At 63.8% G+C, this 25,619-nt stretch carries 23 protein-coding genes and 1 pseudogene; 17 read left to right on the forward strand and 7 right to left on the reverse strand.

Annotated elements, in window-relative coordinates:
- From SO156_RS39665 to SO156_RS39680, 4 genes and pseudogenes are all read left to right on the forward strand, one after another.
- Positions 1–332 (forward strand): annotated as a pseudogene (locus SO156_RS39665) (ABC transporter substrate-binding protein); the annotation flags it as partial.
- 24 nt (positions 333–356) lie between these two features.
- The gene (locus SO156_RS39670; RefSeq protein ID WP_498538567.1) at positions 357–1,334 is read left to right on the forward strand and encodes an ABC transporter permease; all 978 of its coding nucleotides are present in this window, start codon (positions 357–359) and stop codon (positions 1,332–1,334) included.
- Between the two features lies 1 nt (position 1,335).
- Positions 1,336–2,166 carry an ABC transporter permease gene (locus tag SO156_RS39675; RefSeq protein WP_498538568.1) on the forward strand — a complete coding sequence of 277 codons (831 nt, stop codon included), beginning with the start codon at positions 1,336–1,338 and terminating at the stop codon, positions 2,164–2,166.
- A complete protein-coding gene (locus SO156_RS39680) occupies positions 2,163–3,788 on the forward strand; it encodes an ABC transporter ATP-binding protein (RefSeq protein WP_498538569.1) in 1,626 nt (541 codons plus the stop codon). The genes SO156_RS39675 and SO156_RS39680 overlap by 4 nt, the downstream gene beginning before the upstream one ends.
- Positions 3,789–3,807: 19 nt before the next feature.
- On the opposite strand, the gene SO156_RS39685 is transcribed toward SO156_RS39680, so the two are convergent.
- Positions 3,808–5,646: an ATP-binding protein gene (locus tag SO156_RS39685; protein WP_498538570.1), complete on the reverse strand. Its 1,839-nt coding sequence runs from the start codon at positions 5,644–5,646 to the stop codon at positions 3,808–3,810.
- 217 nt (positions 5,647–5,863) lie between these two features.
- Between SO156_RS39685 and SO156_RS39690 the strand changes: the two genes are divergently transcribed.
- Positions 5,864–7,243, forward strand: coding sequence for an ABC transporter substrate-binding protein (locus tag SO156_RS39690; RefSeq protein ID WP_498538571.1), 1,380 nt, complete (start codon positions 5,864–5,866; stop codon positions 7,241–7,243).
- A gap of 18 nt (positions 7,244–7,261) precedes the next feature.
- Here the strand turns inward: SO156_RS39690 and SO156_RS39695 are convergent, their stop codons facing one another.
- Positions 7,262–8,563: an NAD(P)/FAD-dependent oxidoreductase gene (locus tag SO156_RS39695; RefSeq protein WP_498538592.1), complete on the reverse strand. Its 1,302-nt coding sequence runs from the start codon at positions 8,561–8,563 to the stop codon at positions 7,262–7,264.
- Between the two features lie 128 nt (positions 8,564–8,691).
- On the opposite strand from SO156_RS39695, the gene SO156_RS39700 reads away from it, so the two are divergent.
- Entirely contained in the window at positions 8,692–9,549 is an 858-nt protein-coding gene (locus tag SO156_RS39700; protein ID WP_498538572.1) for a VOC family protein, read from the forward strand.
- Between the two features lie 78 nt (positions 9,550–9,627).
- The gene (locus tag SO156_RS39705; protein ID WP_458143618.1) at positions 9,628–9,903 is read left to right on the forward strand and encodes a hypothetical protein; all 276 of its coding nucleotides are present in this window, start codon (positions 9,628–9,630) and stop codon (positions 9,901–9,903) included.
- Positions 9,904–9,944: 41 nt separating this feature from the next.
- Here SO156_RS39705 and SO156_RS39710 read toward each other — a convergent pair whose 3' ends face one another.
- Positions 9,945–10,979, reverse strand: coding sequence for a L,D-transpeptidase (locus tag SO156_RS39710; protein WP_498538573.1), 1,035 nt, complete (start codon positions 10,977–10,979; stop codon positions 9,945–9,947).
- 184 nt (positions 10,980–11,163) lie between these two features.
- Between SO156_RS39710 and SO156_RS39715 the strand changes: the two genes are divergently transcribed.
- Both SO156_RS39715 and SO156_RS39720 read left to right on the forward strand, forming a co-directional pair.
- Entirely contained in the window at positions 11,164–12,129 is a 966-nt protein-coding gene (locus SO156_RS39715; protein ID WP_498538574.1) for a lytic transglycosylase domain-containing protein, read from the forward strand.
- Positions 12,130–12,247: 118 nt separating this feature from the next.
- Positions 12,248–12,718 (forward strand): NUDIX hydrolase, encoded by a 471-nt coding sequence (locus tag SO156_RS39720; protein ID WP_498538575.1) that lies wholly within the window; start codon positions 12,248–12,250, stop codon positions 12,716–12,718.
- A gap of 189 nt (positions 12,719–12,907) precedes the next feature.
- Here SO156_RS39720 and SO156_RS39725 read toward each other — a convergent pair whose 3' ends face one another.
- From SO156_RS39725 to SO156_RS39735, 3 genes are read right to left on the reverse strand one after another with little or no spacing between them, the layout of a single operon-like run.
- Entirely contained in the window at positions 12,908–13,291 is a 384-nt protein-coding gene (locus SO156_RS39725) for a cupin domain-containing protein (RefSeq protein ID WP_498538576.1), read from the reverse strand.
- Positions 13,292–13,309: 18 nt separating this feature from the next.
- Entirely contained in the window at positions 13,310–14,014 is a 705-nt protein-coding gene (locus tag SO156_RS39730; RefSeq protein WP_498538577.1) for an SDR family oxidoreductase, read from the reverse strand.
- 43 nt (positions 14,015–14,057) lie between these two features.
- The gene (locus SO156_RS39735; RefSeq protein ID WP_498538578.1) at positions 14,058–15,857 is read right to left on the reverse strand and encodes a thiamine pyrophosphate-binding protein; all 1,800 of its coding nucleotides are present in this window, start codon (positions 15,855–15,857) and stop codon (positions 14,058–14,060) included.
- A 204-nt stretch (positions 15,858–16,061) separates the two neighbouring features.
- On the opposite strand from SO156_RS39735, the gene SO156_RS39740 reads away from it, so the two are divergent.
- The 7 genes from SO156_RS39740 (at position 16,062) to SO156_RS39770 (ending at position 23,660) form a co-directional block, all read left to right on the forward strand.
- Complete coding sequence (locus SO156_RS39740; protein WP_498538579.1) at positions 16,062–16,970, forward strand: IclR family transcriptional regulator; 909 nt, start codon at positions 16,062–16,064, stop codon at positions 16,968–16,970.
- 120 nt (positions 16,971–17,090) lie between these two features.
- Positions 17,091–18,359: an ABC transporter substrate-binding protein gene (locus tag SO156_RS39745; protein ID WP_458143626.1), complete on the forward strand. Its 1,269-nt coding sequence runs from the start codon at positions 17,091–17,093 to the stop codon at positions 18,357–18,359.
- 84 nt (positions 18,360–18,443) lie between these two features.
- The gene (locus SO156_RS39750) at positions 18,444–19,319 is read left to right on the forward strand and encodes a branched-chain amino acid ABC transporter permease (RefSeq protein WP_498538580.1); all 876 of its coding nucleotides are present in this window, start codon (positions 18,444–18,446) and stop codon (positions 19,317–19,319) included.
- Positions 19,316–21,856 (forward strand): branched-chain amino acid ABC transporter ATP-binding protein/permease, encoded by a 2,541-nt coding sequence (locus tag SO156_RS39755; RefSeq protein WP_498538581.1) that lies wholly within the window; start codon positions 19,316–19,318, stop codon positions 21,854–21,856. Before SO156_RS39750 ends, SO156_RS39755 begins: the two co-directional genes overlap by 4 nt.
- A gap of 292 nt (positions 21,857–22,148) precedes the next feature.
- Positions 22,149–22,811 carry a hypothetical protein gene (locus SO156_RS39760; RefSeq protein WP_498538582.1) on the forward strand — a complete coding sequence of 221 codons (663 nt, stop codon included), beginning with the start codon at positions 22,149–22,151 and terminating at the stop codon, positions 22,809–22,811.
- Between the two features lie 29 nt (positions 22,812–22,840).
- Positions 22,841–23,077 (forward strand): HGGxSTG domain-containing protein, encoded by a 237-nt coding sequence (locus SO156_RS39765; RefSeq protein ID WP_498538593.1) that lies wholly within the window; start codon positions 22,841–22,843, stop codon positions 23,075–23,077.
- Positions 23,078–23,258: 181 nt separating this feature from the next.
- Positions 23,259–23,660: a hypothetical protein gene (locus SO156_RS39770; protein WP_498538583.1), complete on the forward strand. Its 402-nt coding sequence runs from the start codon at positions 23,259–23,261 to the stop codon at positions 23,658–23,660.
- 140 nt (positions 23,661–23,800) lie between these two features.
- On the opposite strand, the gene SO156_RS39775 is transcribed toward SO156_RS39770, so the two are convergent.
- Entirely contained in the window at positions 23,801–24,130 is a 330-nt protein-coding gene (locus tag SO156_RS39775) for a hypothetical protein (RefSeq protein ID WP_498538584.1), read from the reverse strand.
- A gap of 344 nt (positions 24,131–24,474) precedes the next feature.
- On the opposite strand from SO156_RS39775, the gene SO156_RS39780 reads away from it, so the two are divergent.
- On the forward strand, positions 24,475–25,605 hold the full coding sequence (locus tag SO156_RS39780; RefSeq protein WP_498538585.1) for an ABC transporter substrate-binding protein: 1,131 nt from the start codon (positions 24,475–24,477) through the stop codon (positions 25,603–25,605).
- The last annotated feature ends 14 nt before the right edge of the window (positions 25,606–25,619 follow it).

A 25,619-nucleotide genomic window follows, 5' to 3' on the forward strand; every position in this document is an offset into this window, starting at 1 on the left:
CCACCGGCTGGCACCAGTACCGCAACGACCCCGCCGTCTCGACCACGGTGTGGTACCGCTCGGGCCAGCCCAAGGGCGCACCCTGGACCAACCAGTGGGACTGGGAAGACAAGCAGGTCGACAAAACCATCGACGATGCCCTCACCGAGCTCGACGCTGCCAAGCGCAAGGCGCTCTATGCCGAGTTCGTCAAGGAGGTGAACACGGAGCTGCCCGTCTGGATGCCGATCGAGCAGATCTTCGTCACCGTGATCACGGCCAAGGCCCGCAACCATTCCAACACCCCGCGCTGGGGCTCATCGAGCTGGCACGATCTTTGGCTTTCCGCGTGATCCGTTTTTCGTCAAGATGATGCCATGCGCATCATAGGCCTCGCGGGGCGGCGGCTCGCCGCCTCGATCCCGACCCTGTTCCTGATCCTGATCGGCGTCTTCCTGCTGCTGCAACTCGCGCCGGGAGACACCGTCGACGCGCTGATGGCGCAGATGGGCGGCGGCGACGCCGCGACCGCGCGCGAGCTGCGCAAGTTCTACGGCCTCGACCTCTCGGTCCCGGCGCAGCTCGCCAACTATCTCTGGCATCTGGTGCGGCTCGATCTCGGCTTCTCCTCGATCTACGGCAAGCCGGTCGCGACCGTGATCGTGGAACGGCTGCCGCCGACCCTCCTGTTGATGACGGCCTCGCTGTCCTTCGCGTTCTTCTTTGGCCTCGTGTTCGGCGTGATCGCCTCGCGCGCCGTCAACAAATGGCCGGATACGCTGATCTCGACGCTGGGCCTGATCTTCTATGCCACGCCGTCATTCTGGTTCGGCCTGATGGCCATCGTCGTGTTCTCGATCTATCTGCAATGGCTGCCGGCCGGTGGTTTCGAGGATATCGGGGAGGTGCGGACCGGCATCTTCCGCATCATCGACATCGCGCGTCATCTCATTCTGCCGACGCTGACGCTCGGCCTGATTTTCCTTGCGATCTACCTGCGCATCATGCGCGCCTCGATGCTCGAGGTCTTGAACCTCGACTATGTCCGCACCGCGCGGGCCAAAGGCCTCGACGAGACCCGCGTCGTCATGGGGCACGTGCTGCGCAACGCGCTGCTGCCGATGGTGACGCTGATTGGCCTGCAGGCCGGCACCATGCTCGGCGGCTCGGTGGTCGTCGAGAGCGTGTTCTCGCTGCCGGGACTTGGGCGGCTGGCTTACGAGTCCGTGATCCAGCGCGACCTCAACACCCTGCTCGGCATCGTCTTCGTCTCGGCGCTCTTGGTCATCGTCGTCAATTTCGTCGTCGACCTCCTCTACGCGCGCCTCGACCCGCGCATTTCGGCGGAGCGCTGAGATGGACGCGGTGAAACGCTATTTCCGCAGCCCCGCGGCCGTGATCGGCCTCGTGCTCCTGCTCGCCGTGATCGCGATGGCGATCTCGGCCGGCGTGCTCTATCCGCGCGATCCACTTGCGCTCGCTGGCCGGCCGCTGGTGTGGCCGTTCACCAATTCGCGCTTTCCGCTCGGCACCGACAATTCGGGTCGCGATATCGCGGCGCAGATCTTCTACGGCGCGCGGATCTCGCTCCTGATCGGCGGCGTCGCCACCGCGATCGCCGTGGCGATCGGCACGCTGATCGGGGCGTTTGCCGGCTATTACGGCGGCTGGGTCGACAACATCCTGATGCGGATCACGGAAGCCTTCCAGACGCTGCCGAATTTCGTGCTGCTGCTGGTGCTCGTCGCCGTGTTCGGCTCGACGCTGACGACGGTTACGATCGCGATCGGCATCGTGTCCTGGCCTGCATCAGCGCGGCTGACCCGCGCCGAGTTCCTGTCGCTGCGCAACCGCGAGTTCGTTCAGGCCGGGCGCACGCTCGGCATGAGAGACCTTCAGCTCATCCTCGGCGAGATCCTGCCCAACGCGCTGCCGCCGGTGATCGTCTATGCCAGCGTGGTGATGGCGCTCTCGATCCTGCTCGAGAGCGCGCTCGCCTTCCTGCGGCTCTCCGATCCCAACGTGGCATCCTGGGGCAACCTCATCGGCCTCGGGCGCGACGTGCTGCGCGTGCAATGGTACGTCTCGGCGATTCCCGGCATCGCCATCCTCGTCACCGTGCTTGCGGTCTCCCTCGTCGGCCAGGGCCTGAACGATGCACTGAATCCGAGGCTGAAGAGCCGATGAGCGAGCAACCGGTCCTCAGCCTGAATGGCCTCAGCGTTCGCCTGCCCAAGGGCGCCGATCGCACGCATGCGCTGAACGACGTATCGCTGTCGATCGCCTCGAACGAGATTCTCTGCCTCGTCGGCGAATCCGGTTCCGGCAAGTCGATGATGGCCAATGCCATCATGCGGCTGTTACCGGCCGAGGTCGGAATCGAGAACGGCCGGATGATGTTCGACGGCCGCGATCTCTGCACGACCGACCCGGCCGCGATGCGCGAGGTGCGCGGCGCCGGCATCGCCATGATCTTCCAGGAGCCGATGACCGCGCTCAATCCCTTGCGGACCGTAGGCGACCAGATCGCGGAGATGTTCCGGATCCACACCAATCTCTCCAGGGCAGAGATCGGCGCGCGGGTGCTGTCGCTGCTCGAAGACGTCCGCATCCCCAATCCGAAATCCGCGGCCAAGGCCTATCCGCACGAACTCTCTGGCGGCCAGCGCCAGCGCGCGATGATCGCGATGGCGCTGGCGCTCGACCCAAAGCTGCTGATTGCGGACGAGCCGACCACCGCGCTCGACGTCACCACGCAGGCGCAGATCCTGAAGCTGGTCCGCGATCTCCAGCAGCGCAAGAAGACGGCGGTGCTGTTCATCACCCACGATTTCGGTGTCGTCGCCGAGATCGCCGACCGCGTCGTGGTGATGCAGCACGGGAAGATCGTGGAGCAAGGCACGGCCGATGACGTACTAAGCCGCCCGACCCACGCCTATACGAAGCAGCTCATCGCCGCGGTACCGCCGCTGACGGCGCCGCCGCCGCGGCCGCTGTCATCAGACGACATCCTCACCATCACCAACGTTGCCAAGACCTATCGTACCGGCGGCTTTCTCGGCCGTGGTGCGCGCGTCACCGCGGCGGTGAAGGACGCGTCGTTGACGCTGCCCAGGGGCGCGACGCTCGGTATCGTCGGCGAGTCCGGATCGGGCAAGTCGACGCTTGCGCGCTGCATCGTGCGGCTGATCGATCCCGACCATGGCGCGATCCTGGTCGATGGCAAGGATTGGGCGAAGCTGCCGCGCGACGAGATCCGCGGAGAGACCCGTCACATCCAGATGGTGTTCCAGGACCCCTTTGCCTCGCTCAACCCTCGCCGCAAGGCCGCCGAGCTGGTCGCGCAGGGCCCGATCGTCCACGGCACGCCGCGCGCGACCGCGATGACTGAAGCCAGGGAGCTGTTCGCGCTGGTCGGGCTCGATCCATCCGCCGGCGACCGTTTCCCGCACGAATTCTCCGGCGGCCAGCGCCAGCGCATCGGGCTCGCGCGCGCGCTCGCGCTGAAGCCGGATGTGCTGATCGCGGACGAGCCGGTGTCCGCGCTCGACGTGTCGGTACAGGCGCAGGTGTTGAAACTGCTCGGCGAGTTGCGCGAGCGGCTCGGGCTCTCGATCGTCTTCATCACTCACGATCTGCGCGTCGCGGCGCAGGTCTGCGACCTGGTCGCAGTCATGAAGGACGGCGAGATCGTCGAGCATGGGCTGGTGGCGGACGTGTTCGGCCGGCCCCAACATCCCTACACCCAGGCGCTGCTCGCCTCGGTCCCCGGCGGCACGTTCGCACGGGAGCATCAAACGGCCGTGTAGCGGAGTTGGCCGCGGCGCTTCAACCCAATGCCGGCGCCGGAGCAGCCTTTCCGATGCGCGCGGTCTCCTCGGCCAAAGGTAGGGTGAACTGGAACGCCGCCCCTCGCGGTTCGTTCGCGCCAGCCCACATCTTCCCGCCATGTGCCTCGATGATCGAATGGCAGATGGCGAGCCCCATCCCCATGCCTTCAGACTTGGTGGTGTAGAACGGTTCGAAAACGCGGCCCATGCTCTTCGGATCGAGCCCCGGGCCTGAATCCCGCACGCTAATGACGACGCCGTTCGTATCGTTTCTAACGGTGGAGATGACCAGCTCGCGCGGGTCTTCGCGGACATGGCTCATCGCCTCGACGGCATTGATGATCAGGTTGAGAACCACCTGCTGGAGCTGGACCCGGTCTGCCTGAACGGGTGGCAAGCCTTCGGCGAACTGCATCCGCACCGTTACGTCGTGCTTCAGCACTTCGCTGTGCGTCAAGGTCATGACCTCGCGCACCAGCTGATTGATCTCGAGGTCCTCCATTTGCGGTGGGGCGTTCTTGATGAGGGCACGGATCCGGCTGATGATCTCGCTGGCTCGCATGCCGTCGCTGATGATCCAGCCCAACGTCTGCCCGACTTCATCCAGATTTGGCGGCCGGGCGCCGAGCCAGTTCAATCCAGCTCGCGCGTTCGCCACGGTGGCGGCGATCGGCTGGCTGATTTCGTGAGCGATCGAGGCCGTCAGCTCGCCCATGGTCGTGACGCGGTTGGTGTGCGCGAGCTCCATCAGGGCCTCGCGATAGCGCCGCTCATTCTCCCGCGCCTCGGCCTCCACTCGCTTGAGCTCGCTGAGGTCGAGAACGAAGCCCACGCCCTGACTTCTGTTTTCCTCGAACATGGCGCCGCCGATCAGGACAGGCACGCGACTGCCATCCTTGCGAAAATACTCCTTCTCGAACGGCTGGACGGTCCCGATCCGCTCAAGCTGCGCAACATGCTGCGCATCGTCTTCGTGCCATTCGGATGGCGTCAGGGTCCTGCGATGCAGGCGACCCGCAGCGAGGTCCTCCCGATCGTACCCGACGATGCGGAGAAAGGCGTCATTGGCCTCGAAAATACGGCCTTCCAGATCCCAGATCATGATCCCGATGATGTTGGACTCGAACAGCCGCCGGATCTTCCTGTCGCGCGCCAGGAGGTCGCTCTGGAGCTGGACGTTCTCCTCGGTCGTCATCCGCCGCCGTCTCGCCTCGACGCGCGCCAGCGCCAGTGCCGCACCGGCCAGAGCGACGACGAAGACGACAGTCGCGATGGTGAGCCGCGTTCTGCGCTGCTCGAGCTCGTCGGCCGCTTTGTCGAGATCCACCTGGCGGAGCCGTTCCTGATCGACCATCAGGTCGATTTGCGATCGGATGTCCTCCATGCCGCGGATCATCGCCAGCGCTGCCAGCCCGGATTCGCGCGCCGCCGTCTTGACGATGTCGTCGATCTCCTTGAGCTTCGCCGAAAGGGTCAAGGCAAGATGTTCGGCGCGCAGGCTCTGCAACGGGTCCCTCGCGACGAGCGCCTGGAGCGCCTCGGCCTGCCGTCGCACGCTTTCGTCGGATACGCCGTAAGCCTTCAGATAGGCGGGATCGAGGGTGAGCAGATACCCGTGCCTTTCCGCTTCCAGGTCGGCGATGATCGCTTTGAGTCGATCGAATGTTTCGAACACGTCGCGGCTGTGCGCGAGCGAAACATTGAGCGCCTGCCGATCGCGCCAGTAGCGCAGGCCGAGAACCCCGGTCACGGCGAGCAGAACGACGAGCCCCGCAACCACTGGGATCAGCGGCCGTGCAAACCATCGCAAGCCATGGCCCGAAGCAAGGATTGACATTGGCGTTAAGTCTTCCATGCTCGCGGGCGCATCTACTGGTGCCAACGCCAGAGCATGGCTAGAACAATAACATGAACCGGCCCCCATTGGGGAGCCGGAAACTCAATATCCTCCGCATGTTACTCCGGCTTCGAACCTGATCCTTCGGCTTTGGCGAAGCCGACTTGCGTCACAGGTTGCATGTTGTGAACGACCAACCACAACGAGGAGCATCAACATGGCGCCACGAGAAGATTCACGTAGCGGGCGAGCGCCGACCAGCCGGCGCAGCTTCATCAAGACATTGGGCATGGCAGGGGTCATCGTGCCGACCCTCACGACGTGGCCGCGGAGCAGCCTCGCCGAGGAGGCCGCCGCGGACTTTGCCAAGGCCAAGATCGACTGGAAACAGTTTGAGGGGCAGACGATCACGCTGGTGGGCGCGATCCATCCGTGGTCGAGCGCGATCACGCCACTGCTGCCGGAGTTCACCAAGCTCACCGGCATCAAGGTCGTCAGCGACTTCCAGCTCGAAACCACCTATCTGAGTGCGATCCCGGTTCTGCTCGCGCGCGGCGGCAACACGCCTGACGTTTTCATGTTCACGGTCTATGGCCAAGGCATCTCTGGCGGATGGCTCGAGCCGCTCAACGCCCACTACGCCAACAAGTCTCTGACGGATCCCGCCTGGTACGACGAGAGCGATCTCCTGAAGACCGCGCGCGCCTTTCCGGTGTGGTCCGACGGCGAGCGCTACGCCGTCCCCATCACTTCCGAAGCGATGACCCTGTTCATCAACACCGATGCATTGGCGGCCAAGAACCTGCCGGTGCCGCAGACCTTCGACGAGCTGCTCGCGACGGCCAAGGCGGTCAAGAGCAGCGACATGGCGGGAATCGCAATGCGGGCGCAGGCTGGCGGCAATTCGACCCCACCGGCGATGGGCTTCGTGTTCTCCTACGGCGGTTCCATGGTCAACAAGGACGGCACGGCCGCCTTCGGTAGTCCCGAGGCGATCGAGGCCATCGACATGTATGCGCGGCTGCTCAGCCAGGCAGGACCTGCCAATGTCGGCACTTATGAATGGTATCAGGTGCTTGACGACTTTCTGCAAGCGAGAGCTGCAATGGCGATCGACAGCAGCAACTTCGCCACCGACATCTCCAATCCGGGGAAGAGCCGCGTCGCCAAGCAGGCGGGGTTTGCACCCTTCCCGCACCTTCCCGGCAAGACACCCGTCCCCTTCATGTCGCACTGGCAGGCCTGCGTGAATTCAAAGTCGCAGAACAAGCGGGCGGCGTTCCTGTTCCTGCTCTGGGCGACGAGCAGACCGACCTCGCTGCAAACTGCGGCTGCTGGCCTTGCGACTACACGCGTCTCCGCATGGTCGAGCAAGGCCTTCAAGGATGCGTTCGGCGCGCAGGCCGCCGAGGCGGCGCTGGCGAACCTGCAGAACGCCGATGTCGAACGCGCCAAGGCGATCCTGTTTCATCCGCAACAGCGGCGCCTCCTCGACGCCTTCATGATCGGCGTCAATGAAGTGGTCTCAGGCAACAAGACAGCGAAGGCGGTGATGCCCGCTGCCGCCGAACGCGCGAATGCGGCGATCCGCGGATAGTAACGATCGCGGCGCGCGCTAGATCTCGCGCGCGTCGCGGCGTCGGTAGACCAGGAGCATCAGCGGCGCGAGCTTGCGCATCAGGCCGTGCGCCGGGATCGGCACTGGATTGGTGAACGGCAGAGCGAGCTCGCTGTCCGGCGCGCCGCGCACGGCCCTGGCGAGCTGATCGCCGAGCGGAATCGTCAGAGCCACCGCGCGGCCGTTGCAGCCGGTCCAGCCATATGCATCCGGCCCGAGCTTGTGGATCCGCGGCAGAAAATCCGAGGTCATGCCGACATAGCCGTTCCAGACATAGTCGAAGCTGACCTCGCCGATCTGCGGCCAGAGCCGTTGCAACCGCTCGGTGACGCGCGCCTTCAGCCGCTCCGCCTTGTTGCCGGGCCCGATCACGGCACCGCCGGTAACGAGCCGGTTGCGCGCGTCGTAGCGGGCGAAATAGAGCTCGCCATGGGTATCCGACATCGCCTGACGTGCGGGGATGATGGTCTTCCTGACATTGTCCGACATCGGCTGGGTCGCCATCTGCCAGGACAGCACTGGCATCACCTCGTGCGAGATGTCGGGTACGAGCTGCTTGGAGAACTCGCCGCTATAGGCATTGGTCGCCATCACCAGCGCGCGGCCGGAGATCTGGGCCTTCTCCGTCTTCACCATCCATCTGTCGTTGCGCCGCTCAAAGCTCACGGCCGGAGAGCGCGCATAGATGCGCGCGCCGAGGCCGAGCACGCTGCGCGCCAGTCCGCGCGCCAGCGCGAGCGGATTGATGTGGCCGCCGGTGCTGTTCCAGAAGCCGCCATACCAGGCATCCGAGCCCAGCATGTCCCTCACCTGCTTGCGCGACAGCAGTTCGACGGGCGCACCGAATTTCGACCATTGCCGCACCCGCCGCTCTGCGATCTTGATGCGGCCCGGCGAATGCACCGGCTGCACCCAGCCCGCCTGCTCCTGTTCGGCCTCGATGCCGTAACGCCGCGTCACGTCGAACAACGTCGATGCACTGTCACGCAGCAGGTGGACGAAGCGCTCGCCCACCGCGCCGTGTCGCGCGATGATGTCCTCGGGATCGGGGCGCGACAAAGTCGGGATCACCTGGCCGTTGTTGCGGCCGGAGGCGCCCCAGCCTGGCTCGGCCGCCTCGACGATCGCGACATCGACACCGGCTTCGCGCAAGTGCAGCGCCGTCGACAGGCCCGTGAAGCCGCCGCCGACCACGATCACATCCGCCTTCTCAGCTCCAATCAGCTCCGGCAATTCGGGCCCCTGCGGCGTGACCGCGGCCCACAGCGAATGCGGCCAGGTGACGGATGAACCACTCATCATCAATCTTTCCAAATTGTCCCAAGCGTCACGAGATACCGCATCTGCGACTGTCGCAGTTGACAGCCGCTTGCAGGTGCGTTGTCGTGCCCGCCAGCCTAATCCACCATTCATGCCGGGGAAATCAAGTGGCCCTCAAAAACGTCATCGGAATCGACCACGCCGTGGTCATGGTGAAAGATCTCGACAAGGCCGCGGAAAACTACAAGCGGCTCGGCTTCACGGTCTCGCCGCGCGGCACCCATAGCGCGCATATGGGATCGGGTAATTACACCATCATGTTCGACCCCGACTACATGGAATTGCTCGGAGTGCTCGCGCCGACAGAACATAATGCTCCGGCACGCGCTTTTCTCGAGAAGCGCGGCGAGGGAATCGAGCGAATCGCCTTCACCGCTGTCGATTCCACGGCGGGCGCGGAGGAGATCCGCGCGCACGGATTTCCACCGGTCGGGCCGGTTGATTTCGAGCGGCCAGTGACGCTGCCAAATGGCACGGTGTCAGCGGCGAAGTTCCGCGTCTTCCAGTGGCCGGTCGCGGAAGCGCCCGGCGGCGTGCGCATCTTCGCCTGCCAGCACAAGACGCGCGAGACGGTGTGGATTCCCGAGCTGATGACGCATGCTAACGGAGCGAAGCGGCTGAAGCAGGTTCTGATCGCAAGCCCGGAGCCGGCGAAGGACGCCGCACATCTGTCGCGCCTGATCGACCGCGAGGCAAGAGCGGAGGCCGACGGCGCCGTGACCGTGCCCTCCGGCGGCGACCGTGCCGACTTCGTGTTCCTGACACTCGACCAGCTCGGCAAGCGCTATCCCGGCGTCTCGCTCGCAGGTCTTACCGAGCGTGGCGGAGCGGCACTCGTGCTTGTGAGCGGCGATCTCGCAGCGACCGAGAAGGCGCTCGGTGCGGCCGCCTCGCGCAGCGGCGCTGCGATCTGCGTGGCGCCGGCCGCAGCCAACGGCACCCTGCTCGCCTTCGTTACCGGCTGATTTGAAGTAATTCTTTAACATGCGTTTACTCCGGCTCCTTAGGGTTTGCGGCAGATCAAGCCGCCAGGGCTCAAGCGCATGTTTAGAGAAAGCTCGCCGATCGCCTATGACGCGCCGGCCGAACTGAAGAAGTGGCCGTCGCTGAAGGGCCAGCGCCTCAGGGACCGAGGCCCGCCCTATCTCGTCTACAACGGCACGCTCGCCGAATGCGTGCGCGAGCTGATGGCAAAGCCCATCAAGGGCATCTCGCTCTACGACATCATGACGAGGCCGCAGCCGGCCTTCGACCAGACTGTGCTGTCGCCGGGTGACGCCGCCGAGATCGCGATGCGCAAGGACTTTCCCAAGGACTAGCCACGCGCCTGTTCGAGGACGACGATGGTCTTGCAAGCAGGCTACATCTGCGAGCTCTTTGCGAGCGGTCGGTTCTGCGCGGGCGCTATCGCTTCTCCCGGCCGATCCAGAAACACCACCGGCGTTCCGCGCTTGATGTTCGTGCTGAGCGTTAGTGCATCCCAATTGGTCAGACGCACGCAACCGTGCGAAGCCGACTTGCTCACTTTGCCGGGATCAGGGGTGCCGTGAATGCCGTAGCCCTCGGCGGACAGGTTGATCCAGGTCGAGCCGACAGGGTTGTTCGGGCCGGGCTTGATCGTGAATGGTCTTTTCGATTTCACGCCCTTGAACCTGTAATCCGGATTGTAGCGGTAGGTCGGATTTTGATTGATGGCCGTCACTTTCAGCGTGCCGGTCGGCGTCGGCTTCTCCGAACTTCCGACTGTCGCAGGATAGAACGCGAGCAGCCTTCCGCTTGCGTCGAACGCCTTCAGCGTCTGCCGCGTCTTGTCGATTTCGACGCGCGCGACCGGCATCGCATTCTGCTGACCACTGACGTTTGCAACGGCGATCACCTCGCCCGCCCTGTCGAACCTTTTCCCGGGGTTGATCGCGCTGAGCAGCGCCTCGCTCATGTGGAATTTCTCGGCGAGCCCCTCGCGCGGACTCGTGTAGTTCAGCGCCGCGAGTCTCTTCATGTCCTCCATCTTCGCGGGCAGTTTCTTGAGAAAAGGTCCTTTCACGTCCGCTTCCGTGATCTTGTAGTCGACGATGACCGGGCCGTCGCTCGCCGCCGTGAGCTTGTCCCAGAGATCCGGCGTGATCGCCTTGTCGAGGTTTAGCTCATTTGCTTCGGCAAACGCGGACAAGGCCTTCTGCGCGTTCTCGCCAGGCTTGCCGTCGATCTCGCCGGGCGAGAAGTGCGCACGGTCGAGCAGGATCTGAAGCTTGACGATGGAGCTGCTCGGCTTGTCGGAGCCCGTCGGCTTCGCGGGCATGGCCGCATCATTGATGGCGGCGGCATCGAGCCCACCTGCGGTGACAGGTGTCGCCGCAAGCAACGAGAACACCACAGCCGCAAGAATTCGCAACATCCCGCATCCTCAGCCTGGATCTCCGTAAAGTCGCGGAACGCGATGAAGTTCCTCAGTGAGGAAAATACGGTGTTCCCATAAGGAACAGCAAAGATCGCAGCTTCGCCGCAATCGACTCGTCAAAAAGTCCCTATCGACAGCGCATTTGCGGCCAACTCACCCACAATTGAGGCTCACACAAGCAATGCGATTTGTCTTCGCGGCGCTCGCCGCGTTCCTCGTCCTGATGCTCGACCTCGACGGACCTGCCAATACGGCATCGAGCGCCAACAAACTCCTCCTCGCAACCAGTCCATCCGAACAAATCACCTCCGCGTTCGCAGCGCTGTTTGAAAGCGCCAAGGCCGACGAACAGTCGAACAAGGCGCCCGCACAAGAGAGTTCTCCCCCGTCGGACACGCCGGCGGATGCGACCACCGAACGCAAGGCGGAGGAGTCGCAGCACGATGCATTCTGCCACGCGCTGCGCGAGGCCGCCGAGAACAGCGAAATCCCGCTTGCGTTCTTTGCACGCCTGATCTGGCAGGAGAGCCGCTTCCGCTCGAACGAGGTCAGCCACGCCGGGGCGCGAGGCGTCGCGCAATTCATGCCGGAAACCGCAGCCGAAGTCGGGCTCGACAATCCCTTCGATCCGTTCAAGGCGCTGCCTGCGTCCGCAAAGCTGCTGCGCAAGCTGCGGGATGACTTCGGCAATCTTGGCCTTGCTGCAGCCGCCTACAATGCCGGCAGCGGCCGCATACAGAAATGGCTGGCGAAGCAGGGCGCACTTCCGCGTGAGACACGCGACTACGTCCGCATCATCACCGGTACGCAGGCGGAAGACTGGATCGAGGACGCCGACATGCTCGCGATCCGCATTGATCTGCCGAGCGAAGCGCCGTGCGAAGGCGTCGGCGGGTTATCCAAGACCAAAGAGGTCGCGTTCGTTTCGGCGTTGCCCGCGGCTGGCGTCACTGCGCTGCTGCAGAAGGCGCAGGCTGCGGAGACTGCCACGAAGCTTGCGGCTCACCGCGTGCGCACGCGACTCGCCCTGCTGGTCAAGAAGAGCAAGCCATCGGCGGGGGCGACCCGGCTCGGCAGGGCACGCAGCATGATCGCCGCGCGCGCAGCCAGGGGCGCGAAAGCTCGCGTTCGCGTCGCATCGCGCTAGCGGTCGTCGAGCCCGCGCAGGCCCGCGAACCGGCCGGTTGATGTAACCGCGGATTCTGCGTTGAATGTAGCGCTCACCGTTCCGGACGGAACTCAAAAGCGCAAACGTGGAACCTGCGATGCCATCCAAGAGTGCCGGGATCATCGCCTACCGAATGCGGCCGCCGGGTATCGAGGTTCTCCTCGTCCATCCCGGCGGACCGTTCTGGCGCAACAAGGATCTCGGCGCCTGGTCCATTCCAAAGGGCGAATACGCCGATGGACAGGAGGCCGATGCAACCGCACGACGAGAGTTCGCCGAGGAGCTCGGGACGGAGCTGGCGGCACCGCTGATCGAGCTCGGTCAGGTCAAGCAGCGCGGCGGCAAGATCGTCACTGCCTTCGCCGCCGAGTTCGACGTCGATCCGCGCAACATTCACAGCAACACATTCGAGATCGAATGGCCGCCGCGTAGCGGCAAGCGGCAGAGCTTTCCCGAGGTCGACCGCGCCGAATGGTTCGCGCTCGACCAGGCGCGCGAGAAGATCAACGAGGGGCAGCGCCCGTTGCTCGATCAGCTGGCACAGCGCGTCGGCGGCGGCTCGGGATAGCTCGCGTTGGCGCGCCGCGCCCAGCCTCAGGGCAAAATCTCGAAAACAACCCCATGCAAAGTAGGGGGAGGCCACCAGTATGGTCGACTTCGTCTTTTACGAAATCGTTTGACACGTCGGGCAAATCAGTGGCAAACTGCCATGATCTTGCAATCCGCAGGATGCCCATTCCCTTCCGACACTGCCCGCTCAGACAGGTTTCTCGTCATCCGTCACCGGCGAGGTGACCACCAGGAACACGAGATCGACCAGGCCCGAGTTCGAGATCGCGTGCTCGACGCCCGGCGGCAGAAAAATCACATCGTGCTTGCGCACGACATGGTTCTTGCCGGCGATTTCCATCAGCCCCTCGCCTTCGAGCACGTGATAGACCTGCTCCTGCACCTTGTGATGGTGGCGTGCGACATAGGCCATCGGCTGGTACATCGAGATGCGGTAGTCGATGTGGCGCGAGCCGGCATTCTCCGGCATCACCAACGGTTTTGACAGCGCTCCACCGAAATGGTTGGGGAATTCGCGCCAGGGCACTTCGGCAATGTGACGAATGAAGGCGCCGCCGGTTTCTTCGGCCATGATCGAACTCCCTTCAGCTCAGTTCACGAGCGCGCCGCCGTCGACATAGACAATCGAGCCCGTAGCAAAACCATTGGCCATGAAGCTCAGGATCTGCTGCGCGATGTCTTCTGCTGCACCGACACGGCCGACCGGCAGCGCGGCAGCCGTCTTCGCCAGCATCTCGCGCCGCGCCGCTTCGGGCATCGCGGCGCGGATCGGCGTATCGATCACACCGGGCGACACCGCATTGACGCGAACCGGCGCGAGCTCGAGCGCCAGCGCACGCGCGAGCGATTCCAGCGCGCCGTTCGCTGCGCTGATGATCGCCGAATTCGGACGCGGCCGCACGCTGAGAAAGCCGGTGACCAGCGTGAGCGAGCCGCCCGGCCGGATCTCAGCCTCGCGCGCCACGCGCCAGGCGCCCCAGAATTTTCCCTCCATCGTGCTGCGCACGTCGTCGATGGCGACCGTCTTGAACGGCCCCGTCTTGAGCTGTGCCGCGGTCAGAACGACGTGATCGACCGGGCCGGTGCGGCGGAACAGATCGGCCACACTCTCGTCGCTGGTCACGTCGGCCGGAATCGCGATCACATTCAGCCGCTCGGCGACCCCATCGAGCTTTGCAGCGTTACGCGAGGCGATGATGACGTCTGCGCCCTGCTTCTTGGCGAGCTCGGCCGTGGCGAGCCCAATGCCGGAGGAGCCGCCGACCACTACGAGCTTCTTGCCTGCGAGCGTCATTCCCGTGTTCCCTGATGTTGACTTGAAAAGCCGAGCCGCGCGATCAGTCCGGCTGATAGCGCGTGCCGATGCCCGCCTTGCTTTGGCCAAGACCCGGCAACTCCCACACGCCTGCGCCGACCGGGTTGACGTCGGCAGCGATATCGACGTCGATGAGATACGGCTTGTTGGCGGCGATGCCCTTGCGGATGGCTTCGCCGATATCTGCGGCGCGATCTACCCGCACGCCTTCGACGCCGCAGGAACGCGCCATCGCCGCGAAATCAGGATTGTAGCGCTCGCCCGTGACTGGATGCTTGAAGTCGGTCGCAAGCTCGCGGCCGCCGAGATAACCGCGCTGCAAGCCACGGATCGAGGCATAAGCGTAGTTGTTCCAGACCACCCACACCACGGGCAGATTATATTCGACGGCGGTACCCAGCACGTTGGCGTGCATGAAGAAAGCGCCATCGCCGCACACCGACACACAGGGCCGATCGGGCGCGGCGAACTTCGCGCCCATCACGCCGGCGACGCCAAAGCCCATCGGGCCAAAGCCCATCGAGCCGATCAGCGAATCCGGCCGCTTCGGCTTGCAGAAGCCCAAGAGCCAGTTGTGGTGCACGCCGATGTCGCTGACGAGTATCGCGTCCTCCGGCAGCGCCTTGTCGATCTCGACCGCGGCACGCTGCGGATTGACCGGGGTGGTGTCGTCGGAAAAGCCCGGTGCGACGAACTTGTCCCACTCCTTGCGATAGTCATCGATCCGCGCCAGCCACTTCTTGCGCGCGTCGGATTTCCTGAACAGGTTGTCGCGACGGTCGAGCTCGGCGTGCACCTGCCGCAGGAAGGTGCGAACGTCCGCCATCAACCCCAGCGCCACCGGATAGTTGCGGCCGATCTCCTCGGGATCGATGTCGACGTGGATGAGCCTCGTCGGCGGGATGGTGAAGGAATAACCGGGAATCCACGAGCTCGAGGTGCGGTCGTCGAAACGGACACCGAGCGCGAGCAGCACATCGGCCTGCCGTGTCGCGTGATTGGCCTGATAGTGCCCGGCACGCGCGACGAGGCCGAGTGCGAGCGGATGATTAACGTCGAGCGCGCCAAGGCCTGAAGCCGACGCCGCGACCGGAATCTGCAAGCGCTCGGCGAGGTTGCGCAACTCTTCTGCGGCACCGCCGTAACGCACGCCCTGCCCGACCAGCATCACCGGCCGCTCGGCCGAGAGCAGCATGTCGACGGCCTTGACCACGCCTTCGGGATCGGCGCCGCAACGGCTGGAGATATTTGCGTTCCACTCGAGCGCCCTCGGCGCTTCTTCGGCGGCCGACTCCAGGAAGACGTCGAAGGGAACGTCGACCACCACCGGCCCCGGCCGTCCCGTGATCATGGTCTTCCAGGCCTGCCGCACCGCAAGCGGCACCATCTCGCCGCGCGTCGGCTGAAACACCTTCTTGCAGATCGAGCGCACCGTGGAGGGAAAGTCGGCCTGATAGTGCCGGTACATTTCCTGGAACGCACCGCGGTTGAACTGGCTGGTCGGCACGTTGCCGGTGATCGCCATGAACGGCACGGAATCGAGAAAGGCATTCGCAAGCGAGATCGGCAAATTGGCCGAGCCCGGCCCGCAGGAGGTGAAGGTCGCGGTCGGCCGTCCTGAGACGCGGTAATAAACGTCGGCCATGAAGCCGGCGACGCTCTCATGATGAACCGAGATCGTCTTGATCTCGGACGAACGCTCATACAGCGCGTCGATGAACTGGATATTGCCGTGCCCGCACAGCCCGAACACCTGCGGCACTTTCTCCTGGATCAGGTAGTCGACAATGACCTGGGCGCCATTGAGCATGTTTCGCGACATTCAACCCGTCTCCCTGCGGCCCGACGGCTTCTTCTTCGACGCAGCGGCCATCATTGAGCCGCCGGCACCCTATTTCTCATAATGCTGTACGTCAATTTATATTGTGATAGTCTTTCTTCCGTGGAAACGCGCGGTGCCCCGCGCCTGTCGCGTGCTAGTGTCAGGGCTGGAGCCATGATGGATTCATCGAAGGGGGCCTTTTCCTTGAGATCGCGTACCAAGCCAAGCACCAGCGAAAAGCCCGCAAGCCCGCGCAAGGCGGCCATTGCAAAACTGGTCCCGCCGCCACAGACGCATGGCGACGACGCCGACGACAAGCAGCGCGCCGGCGGCGTACAGTCGCTCGGCCGTGCCTTCTCGATTCTGGAACAGGTCGCGCGCCACCGCGAAGGGATCGGCCTTGCCGAACTGAGCAAGCTCGTCGGCCTGCACAACTCGACAACCTTTCATCTCGCCAAAACGCTGGTCTCGCTCGGCTATCTCCGGCAGGAGAAGGACAACAAGCGCTATCGCGTCGGCCGTCCGCTGTTCGCGCTCGCCGCATCCGCGCTCGACGAGATCGAGATGGTCAATCTCGCAACGCCTGTGCTGGAGGACCTCTCGCGGGAGACCAGCGAAAGCAGCCATTTTGCCGTGCGCATGGGCGATGCCGTCATCGTCATCGCGCGCACCAGCGGGCCAGGCGCGTTCCAGCTTACCGATCGGGTCGGCGTGGTACGGCCTGCGCATTGCACGGCACTCGGCAAGATCATTCTCGCTTCGCTGCGACCCGAGCAGCTCAAGCGCTTCGTCGATCGCGCCGAACTGAAGCCGTCGACGCCGAAATCCATCACCGATCCAGGCGTACTGATGCGCGAGATCGCCGAGGTGCAGCGTACCGGCGTTGCCTTCGACGATGGCGAGTTCAATCCGGAAGTGCGTTGCGTCGCCGTGCCGGTCTTGGATTTCACCGGACAGGTGATCGGGGCGCTCGGCATTTCCGGACCGATATGGCGGCTGTCGAACCAGGCGCTGCACGCGAGCGCACAGGTCGTTCAGGTCGCGGCCAACCGGCTCTCCGCGGAGTTCGGCGCCAAAACGACGCCGTCCAAGCCAGCAGCGACAAAAGTCTAAGGCGCGCGCAAGCGGCGATTTTGCCGGTTGACACCGGCGAAGCCGTTCGGGATTATCCTCCAGCATTAGAAAAACGTCTCTCACAATATCGCATCGTCGGTACTGAAGGGAGACACCGCGATGCACCGGGAGGGAGGCTTTGAGATGATCCGCACCAGCCGACGGACATTGCTAAAGGCGAGCGCTGCGTTTGCCGGTGCATCCGCGCTCGGATTTCCCGCGATCGCGCGCGCCCAGGTGGAAAAGATCAGGATCGGACACCTGACGCCGCTGACGGGCTTTCTCGGCGTGATCGGCGGCTACGCCCAGCTCGGCGTGAAGCTCGCCGCCGAGGAGATCAACCAGTCCGGCGGCATTCTGGGCAAGCAGATCGATCTCCTCTCCGAGGACTCCATCAACCCCGCGACCGCAGCGACCAAGGCGCAGCGGATGCTGGAGCAGGACGGCGCGGTAGTGCTGCTCGGCGAAATTTCGTCGGCGTCCTCGCTCACGATCATGCAGGTCGCCGAACGCAACAAGAAGGTGTTCTTCTCGACCGGCGCGCGCTCCGACGCGCTGCGCGGCAAGAACTGCAACAAATACTCCTTCCACTGCGACATCCCCAATACCGTGATGGTCAATGCGGTCGGCACCGCGCTGTCGCAGAAGGGCATGGTGAAGGGCAAGAAGTTCTTCACGCTCACCGCCGACTACATCTTCGGCCACGACCTCCTGAAGGCGGCCAAGGCCTTCTTCGGCACGCACGAGGCCAATCTGATCGGCGACGAGCTGATCGCAACCGACGTCACCGACTTCAGCCCATATCTGCTGAAGGTGCGGCAGGCCAAGCCCGATGTGGTGTGCTGCAACCTCGCCGGCAACCAGGTCACCAATCTCGTCAAGCAATATGCCGAGTTCGGCCTGCCCTACCCGCTGGTCGGCTTCAACCTCAACACCGGCGATGCCTGGGCGGCAGGCGCCGGCAATCTCAGCGGCACCTGGCCGACTGTCTGGTATCACACGCTGGACAACCCGACCTCGAAGGCGTTCGTCGCCGCCTTCATCAAGAAATACGGCAAGCCGCCGGAAAACCACGCTTGGATCGACTACGTGACGCTCAAGCTGCTCGCTGAGGCAATCAACACGACCAAGTCGACCGACAGCAGCGAGCTGATCGGTTATTTCGAGAAGCAGTCCCAGTTCGACATCGGCAAGGCGCGCAAGGCCTACTTCCGCTCCTGGGATCATCAGCTCGTGCAGGAGGCCTACCCGTTCACGGTGAAGCCGAAGGAGCAGATGAAGGACCAGTGGGACATGCTTGTGCTGGGCGATGCCGTCCCGGCGGCGAACGATCCGTTGGAACAGATCTATCCGACCAGGGAACAGAATCCCTGCGAAATGAAGGCCTGACGCACGCTCGCGCAAAATGGTCAGTTGGCGCCAGCGGCGTCGGCAGAGCAGCCGGCGCCGCTTTGCCAAGGTGATGGACGCAACATGCAGTTCGAGTTTTTGCTGGAACAGGTGGTGAATGGCCTCGTGCTCGGCGGCTATTACCTGCTCATTGCGCTCGGGCTGTCGTTGATCTTCTCCGTCGGCGGCATCGTCAATCTCGCGCACGGCGCCTTCTATGCGCTCGGCGCCTATGTCTTCGTCGAGTTGACGCATCACCTCGGTTTCGGCGCGTCTGTCGTGATCTCGCCGCTCGCCGTGGCGCTGCTCGGCATTCTCTTCGAGCGCTTCATCCTGCGCCGCTTCTATACGTCAGACCCGATCCTCAGTCTTCTTGTGACCTTCGGCCTTGCCATGGTCGCCGAGCAGGCGATCCGCATGATCTGGGGCGCGGCGCCGGTGTCGGCCGAGATTCCGCAAAGTTTTCGCGGCTCGGTGATCGTCGGTGATTTCCTGTTCTCGCGTTATCGCCTGCTGATATTGGCGGTGGTGGCAGTGGTGCTCGTTGGCATCTGGCTGCTCCTGCACAAGACATCGTTCGGACGCGTCGTGCGCGCCGGCATCCAGCGGCCGGACATGGTCGCGGCGCTCGGCATCCGCCTTCAGCCGTACATGACCGCGATCGTCATGCTCGGCGTCGGCATGGCCGCGCTCGGCGGCGCCTTCTTCGCGCCGATCACGACCGTACATCCTGCGATGGGCGCCGAGATCATGACGGTCGCCTTCGTCGTCGTCGTGATCGGAGGGCTCGGCAGTTTTTGGGGCGTCGTCATCGCTGCCCTCCTCGTCGGCGTCGTGCGCGGCATCGCCATCCATTTCGAGCCGGCCGCGGGTGAAGCCTCGATCTACATCCTGATGTTTTTGGTGCTGCTGGTGCGCCCGCGCGGCCTGCTCGGCGAACGCATCGAGAAGTTCGAATGAGGCGCGCATCCACCCTCGACAAGCTGAAGCCGCTGCTGGTCGCGGCGGTCGCAGTCATCGCGCTGCCCTTCCTGCTCAGGGCCCTCGGCCTGTCGATCAATACCGGCACCTGGGTGGTCGGCCTTGCGATCGCCACCATGGGGCTCAATCTCTGCATCGGCTACACCGGCCTCGTCTCCTTCGGCCACAGCACCTGGTTCGGCGTCGGCGCGTACGCGGCCGGGCTGATCCAGCTTCGCTTCTTCCCCGGCGAGATCTGGCTGCCGCTGCTGTTCTCGACGGTCATCGTCGCCGCGGCTTCAGTGGTCGTCGGCGCGCTGATCCTGCGCCGGCGCGGCGTCTACTTCTCGCTTTTGACGCTGGCGCTCGCAGCGCTGGTCTATACGACGGCGTTCCGCTGGACGAGCCTCACCGGCGGCGAAGATGGCCTTGCCGGCCTGAAGCGCGGCCACTTCGGCCCGCTCGATCTCGATCATGCGCTCGCCTACTACGTCGTCGTCGCGGTGATTGGCTTGCTCGTGCTCTACGTCCTCTTGCGCCTGGTGCGCTCGCCCTTCGGCCATGTGCTGGTCGCGATCCGCGAGAACCAGTTGCGCGCGACGTTCCAGGGCTATCCGGTCGAACGCTACAAGCTCGCGGTGTTCGTGATCTCGGCGGTGGTCACGGGCATCGCCGGAGCGCTGATCGCGTTCCTGAACTACCTCGTCTCGGCGGAGGCCGTCTCCGTCCCGTTTGCCGGCGAGCTGCTTGCGATGGTCGTGATCGGCGGTATGCGCAGCCTGCTGGGCCCCGCGTTAGGTGCGCTGTTCTTCATCCTGTTCCGCGAGCTGTTCTCGATCTGGACGTCGGACTGGCTGTTCTGGTTCGGCATCACTTTCGTGGCCTTCGTGATGTATTCGCCCAGCGGCCTGGTCGGCATCGGTGCACTGATCATGCGTCGCTTGCGGCCCGCGAGCGAAGAAGCGGCCGCGATGAGCCGGCGAAAGATCTATGACGGCCTGCCGCTGCCGGCCTTTCTGCGCCCGCAGGCGCTTCCGGGAACGGCGCTGGAGGTGAGCGGTGTCTCGAAGAAGTTCGGCGGCATCCGTGCCGTGCACGATGCGAGCATCAGCATCAGTGGCGGCGAGATCCACGCGCTGATCGGCCCGAACGGCGCCGGCAAGACCACGCTGTTCAACCTGGTCTCCGGCCTCTACGCGCCCGACCAGGGCAGCATCCGCCTCAACGGCCGAGACGTTGCGGGCGTGCCATCGAACGTGATCTGCCATCAAGGTCTGGCACGCTCGTTCCAGATCACCAACCTGTTCCGCGGGCTGACCATCTACGAGAACCTAAGGCTCTCGCTTCAGGCGCGCCGGCCGATGCGTTTCAACATCTGGAATGACATCGACGCCTACGAAGAAATCCACGCCGAGACCGCCGAGCTGGCCAAGTTCCTCGGGCTCGAAGGCATCGAGGAGATCGAGGGCGGCGAGCTCTCCTATGGCGGGCAGCGGCTGGTCGATCTCGGCATCGCCCTTGGCTCCAAGCCGCAGGTGCTGCTGCTCGACGAGCCGCTCGCAGGGCTTGCCGCGGCCGAGCGCGAGCGCGTCTCCAGCCTCGTCAAGAACATCGCGGCCGACATTCCCGTGCTGATCGTCGAGCACGACATCGACCGCGTACTCGGATTCTCAGCAGTGGTCACGGTGATGAACCAGGGCGAGGTGCTGATGTCGGCCTGCCCTGAGGCAGTGCGCGCAGACCTGCGGGTGCAGGAGATCTACACCGGCACGGGCATCCCCGCGGTCGCGCATCAGCGCAGCGATGATGCGACCAGCGAAACGAAACCCATCCTGCGCATCGAGCGCGTCAACACGTTTTACGGCAAGAGCCACATCCTCAATGACGCCTCGCTCGACGTGCGCGAGGGCGAGATCGTCGCGCTCCTGGGCCGCAACGGCGCCGGCAAGTCGACGCTGCTGAAGACGCTCGCAGGCCTCGTGCCTGCGGCGTCAGGCAGTATCGACTATCGCGGCGAGGATATCGCGCACCTCGCAGCACCCGACATCGCGCGCCGCGGCATCGGCTATGTGCCGCAGGGCCGCGGCCTGTTCGCCGGCATGACCGTGCGCGAGAACCTCGCGCTCGGGCGACTCGCGCGCAAGACCGACGGCAGCGACGGCGTGGTCTGGGACGAGACGCAGATCCTGCACACATTCCCGCGGCTGAAGGAGCGCATGAACGTCGCGGCCGACTATCTCTCCGGCGGCGAGCAGCAGATGGTGGCGGTCGCACGCGCGATGTCCGGCAATGTCCGCCTGCTGCTGCTCGACGAGCCCTTCGAAGGCCTGGCGCCGGCGGTGACGCTCGAGCTGTTCAAAGTGTTCGACCAGCTTCGCCGGCACATGTCGATCGTGATCGTCGAGCACAATCTCGACCTCGTGCTCGCGCTCGCCGACCGCGTCTTCGCGCTGGAGCGCGGCGCCGTGTTCCACGAGGGCCCGGCCAAGCCGCTTCTGACGGACCTCAGCTATCGCAAGCAGATCCTGTGGCTGTGACAGCGACCACGGGTGCGCTCCCTCTCCCGCTTGCGAGAGAGGGGCGAGGTGCCGGCGCGACAGCTTACGATTTTACGAAATCATTTGACACGTCGGGCAAATCACCGGCATGATGTCATCATTGCCAAATCCCTGAAGTGACCCACGGCGTGCCCGGCAAAAGCGCGTCGCGACAGTTTGCGCGCAATTCACCCTCATCCACATCAGCAATCGGTCCAGCAGGCCGCGGGCAGGCAATCGGCCTTGCGCGCAGTCCCCCCTGCGCCTGCGCCGGCCGAAAGGAAGCATCGACATGACGGCATCTTCGAACCACGACGCGGCGGCGATCACATCAGGCGATCGACCGCAAACGACAGAATTCCCGCGGATCAAGTTCTCCAAACGCGGCTTTGCGATCGACCATCCGGATCTGGAGGCCGGCGAGCGGCTGATGGCGGATTCGTTCGGGGTCGCGGACAGCGACGCCATGTACGGCATTCTCAAGCAATTGGTGAAGGCGAGTGTGAACGGCAGCAAGCTCGACCACGCCAATCTCGCCTTCATGATTTCGATGATGCAAGGCATCAAGCCCAGGGACGCCATCGAGGCCATGCTGGCGGCGCAGATGGTCTGCGTGCACGTCATCGCGATGCGAAGTGCCCATCACCTCGCCAGCGCCGTCGACATCCAGTGCCAGGACAGCGCCGCGCGTGCGCTCGGCAAGCTCGTGCGCACGTTCCCGGCCCAGATCGAGGCGCTCAATCGTTACAGGAACAAGAGCGAGCCGGCCATCACCGTGCAAAACCTGTCGGTGCAGCACGGCGGCAAGGCCATCGTCGGCAACGTCACGCAGCATGCGCGCATGATCGTTGCGCAACCGAGCGAGGTGGCTGCGCTGGCGGATGCGCGGACAGTCCCGATGCCAATCGTCGGCGAACGGGAGCCCGTCAACGCAAGCCAAGATGCCTCCGCATGAGCAGCGGTCACGCCCGCACCACGAGCGCGATGCTGGCAAGCCCGCGCTGCGGCGCCAGAACGCGCAGCGGCGGCACCTGCCGCGCACCGGCAACGCAGGGTAAGAGGCGCTGCCGAATGCACGGTGGTGCGGACGGATCGGGCGCGCCAGAGGGAAACCGGAATGCGCGGAAGCATGGGCTGTTCACGAAGAAGGGCATCGCCGAGCAAAAGCAAATTCGGGAATTGTTGGGTGAGACGCGGAGACTGCTCAGGGAGCTCGAGTGAGACTGGCCGACGCTTCGAGCGGTCGGCCCTTTCGTCGTGCGCCGCCCCTTGACCCTCATCATTCAATGGACTGCGCGCCTCCGCGGAGAAGGCGATAATCGTTGCTATCCGGCTGCCATGCAGGCGATGCTCTCCCAATGGGTTGACCCGGTCGCCTGAGCGACACACGGAGGGAGACGACATGAAATTCGTTTCTGCCGCCGCATTGGCACTCATTGGTTGCCTTGTCGGCTTCAATTCCGCAAACGCACAAGGAGCCGCTATGAAAACGACGCCGACGACCAAAATCCTCGCCATCGGGACCATCAATCCCGGTTTCGAACAATCGCAGGTGTTTGCTGTCCTGCCGGAGGAAGTTCGGGAAACTGTCGACCTCTACCTCGATGGCAAGATCGAGCAGTGGTACTCGCTCCAGGGAAAGCCGGGCGTGGTGTTCATCATCAACGTCACCGATCCGGCCGTCGCTCACGAAATGCTCGAAAAGCTGCCTTTGGGTAAAGCACACATGATGAGCTTCGAACTGATCCCCATTGGCCCACTCAACCCGCTTCGCTTTCTGCAGGGCATGCAGCCGAAACCCTGAGATATGCAGAGCCTTGGTTGGACGTCATGCGCGGGCGCTTGCCTGACAAAGCGTGACCGTGCGAGGTGAAGCACACTTTCTGGCTTCGATCCCGAAGGGAAGGTCCGCTCCTGGCGCAGCAGGGCGAGATCTGCTCGGAGTCATTTGGCAGCAACGGTCTCCTTGAACAGTTCAACCTTGCCGACCGCGTTGTCGGTCACCGCAAAAACCTCGTACAAATCGATCTGCGGCTTCATGCCGTAGCGCTGGATGATGCCCTCGAGCCACGGCCCGGTATAGAACGCTTTGGCGTCCTCGACGCGCTCCCACTGGTACACGCCGCCGGCCCAGCCGCTTTCGGACCAGATGAAGTGCTTGCTGATCAGCCCCGTCACCTCGCGGAAGTTGGGTGCGATCTTGTGAAAGTGCTCGCGACACGCGGCGTAGTCGATCTGCGGTGGAAGTTTGTATCGTACAACGGCGGTAATCATGCGACCTCCTGGGAAGGATGCCTTCGGCGCAAGATTGATGGCAATTCCATTGATCAAGCAAGCGAAGACTGAAATATCGACCATCTGCGCGCGCCGATCACGATCAAATGTGCCAGGCGCTGCCGCGAGTAGGTCAACACGATTGACGAGAGGCTTATCGCCGCGCGGCTAACTCATCCCAATTTTTTGCGTTCAATTTTTTGCGTTAATGTGAAACGCTTCACAGCTGTTTAGCCGACGGGCTCGGATGATGCCCAAAGCAAGAGAGGCGAGCTAAGGCCCCGCAAAGCGCCACCCGGTTCCGATGGGTTTTTTCCATTCACACGCGAGTTTGGGAGCGACACATGGAAAAGCGCGAAATTGACAACAGCTTGACGAAAGATCTGACCGAAGCGAAACAGGGCGCCTTCTCGCGCCGCTCGGTGCTGACGCTGGCTTGCACCCTTGGCGCCGCCGCGCCATTTGGGATGTTTGGAGCGGCTCGCGCGCTGACGGCATCCGGGACTGGATCGCTGTCTTATATTCCGGCCGAGCCTTTTATTTGCCGCGTCGCAGCGAACGGTGAAGAGTTGCAAGGCCCGCCCCGCCAACTGAAACTCGCCTGGAACGCAAACGCGGCATGCACGGTCGCCGCGCCAGTCGCAAAGGAACGGGGTATCTTCGCCAAGCACAACCTGGATGTCGATTTCGTCAATTTCGGCGGTTCGACCGACCAGTTGCTGGAGGCGATTGCAACGGGCAAGGCGGATGCCGGTTTAGGATTGGCCCTGCGCTGGCTCAAGCCACTGGAGCAGGGCTTCGACGTTCGGCTCACCGCCGGTGTGCATGGCGGCTGCATCCGGCTCCTCGGCTCCAAGGCTGCGAATATCGACAGCCTGGAGTCCCTGCGCGGCAAGTCTATCGCGATCAGCGATCAAGCGAGCCCAGCGAAGAACTTCTTTGCGATCTACCTCGCCAAGAAAGGCATCGATCCGGCCCAAGAGGTAGAGTGGCGCCAATACCCGGCCAATCTGCTCGCGCTCGCCGTCGATAAGGGCGAAGTGCAGGCGCTGGCCGAGATCGATCCGCTGCCCTATCTGTGGCTCAAGGACGGCAAGCTCAACGAGATCGCGACAAACTTGACGGGTGAGTTCGCCGACCGCACCTGCTGCGTTCTCGCGATACGCGGCAGCCTCACCCGAAACGAAATGCCGGTGGCGGCCGCTCTGACGCGATCGATCCTGGAGGGGGCAGACCACGTCGCCGACGATCCCGCCGATGCCGCAGCAATCTATTCGGGCTACGGCGGCAAAGGGTCCCTGGAGGATCTCGCCACGATGTATCGCAGCCATACTCACCACAATCATCCCGTCGGGGCGACGCTCAAGAAGCAACTTCTACTGTACACCGACGAACTCAAGGCAGTGAACGTCATCAAGCGAAGCACTGACCCGGCCAAGTTCGCCGAACGTATTTATCTTGACGTTCTAAGCTGAACTGGAAGATCCGC

The sequence above is a fragment of the Bradyrhizobium sp. UFLA05-125 genome, from assembly GCF_059803515.1.

What these genes read in the sequence shown, in the direction of transcription:
- SO156_RS39680 (WP_498538569.1), top strand. Translation starts at nt 2,163, where the DNA reads ATGAGCGAGCAACCGGTCCTCAGCCTGAATGGCCTCAGCGTTCGCCTG.
- SO156_RS39710 (WP_498538573.1), bottom strand. Translation starts at nt 10,979, where the DNA reads ATGTTGCGAATTCTTGCGGCTGTGGTGTTCTCGTTGCTTGCGGCGACA.
- SO156_RS39715 (WP_498538574.1), top strand. Translation starts at nt 11,164, where the DNA reads ATGCGATTTGTCTTCGCGGCGCTCGCCGCGTTCCTCGTCCTGATGCTC.
- SO156_RS39780 (WP_498538585.1), top strand. Translation starts at nt 24,475, where the DNA reads ATGGAAAAGCGCGAAATTGACAACAGCTTGACGAAAGATCTGACCGAA.
- SO156_RS39695 (WP_498538592.1), bottom strand. Translation starts at nt 8,563, where the DNA reads ATGAGTGGTTCATCCGTCACCTGGCCGCATTCGCTGTGGGCCGCGGTC.
- SO156_RS39690 (WP_498538571.1), top strand. Translation starts at nt 5,864, where the DNA reads ATGGCGCCACGAGAAGATTCACGTAGCGGGCGAGCGCCGACCAGCCGG.
- SO156_RS39775 (WP_498538584.1), bottom strand. Translation starts at nt 24,130, where the DNA reads ATGATTACCGCCGTTGTACGATACAAACTTCCACCGCAGATCGACTAC.
- SO156_RS39755 (WP_498538581.1), top strand. Translation starts at nt 19,316, where the DNA reads ATGAGGCGCGCATCCACCCTCGACAAGCTGAAGCCGCTGCTGGTCGCG.
- SO156_RS39685 (WP_498538570.1), bottom strand. Translation starts at nt 5,646, where the DNA reads ATGTCAATCCTTGCTTCGGGCCATGGCTTGCGATGGTTTGCACGGCCG.
- SO156_RS39735 (WP_498538578.1), bottom strand. Translation starts at nt 15,857, where the DNA reads ATGTCGCGAAACATGCTCAATGGCGCCCAGGTCATTGTCGACTACCTG.
- SO156_RS39765 (WP_498538593.1), top strand. Translation starts at nt 22,841, where the DNA reads ATGCTGGCAAGCCCGCGCTGCGGCGCCAGAACGCGCAGCGGCGGCACC.
- SO156_RS39720 (WP_498538575.1), top strand. Translation starts at nt 12,248, where the DNA reads ATGCCATCCAAGAGTGCCGGGATCATCGCCTACCGAATGCGGCCGCCG.
- SO156_RS39725 (WP_498538576.1), bottom strand. Translation starts at nt 13,291, where the DNA reads ATGGCCGAAGAAACCGGCGGCGCCTTCATTCGTCACATTGCCGAAGTG.
- SO156_RS39705 (WP_458143618.1), top strand. Translation starts at nt 9,628, where the DNA reads ATGTTTAGAGAAAGCTCGCCGATCGCCTATGACGCGCCGGCCGAACTG.
- SO156_RS39675 (WP_498538568.1), top strand. Translation starts at nt 1,336, where the DNA reads ATGGACGCGGTGAAACGCTATTTCCGCAGCCCCGCGGCCGTGATCGGC.
- SO156_RS39670 (WP_498538567.1), top strand. Translation starts at nt 357, where the DNA reads ATGCGCATCATAGGCCTCGCGGGGCGGCGGCTCGCCGCCTCGATCCCG.
- SO156_RS39770 (WP_498538583.1), top strand. Translation starts at nt 23,259, where the DNA reads ATGAAATTCGTTTCTGCCGCCGCATTGGCACTCATTGGTTGCCTTGTC.
- SO156_RS39760 (WP_498538582.1), top strand. Translation starts at nt 22,149, where the DNA reads ATGACGGCATCTTCGAACCACGACGCGGCGGCGATCACATCAGGCGAT.
- SO156_RS39745 (WP_458143626.1), top strand. Translation starts at nt 17,091, where the DNA reads ATGCACCGGGAGGGAGGCTTTGAGATGATCCGCACCAGCCGACGGACA.
- SO156_RS39730 (WP_498538577.1), bottom strand. Translation starts at nt 14,014, where the DNA reads ATGACGCTCGCAGGCAAGAAGCTCGTAGTGGTCGGCGGCTCCTCCGGC.
- SO156_RS39750 (WP_498538580.1), top strand. Translation starts at nt 18,444, where the DNA reads ATGCAGTTCGAGTTTTTGCTGGAACAGGTGGTGAATGGCCTCGTGCTC.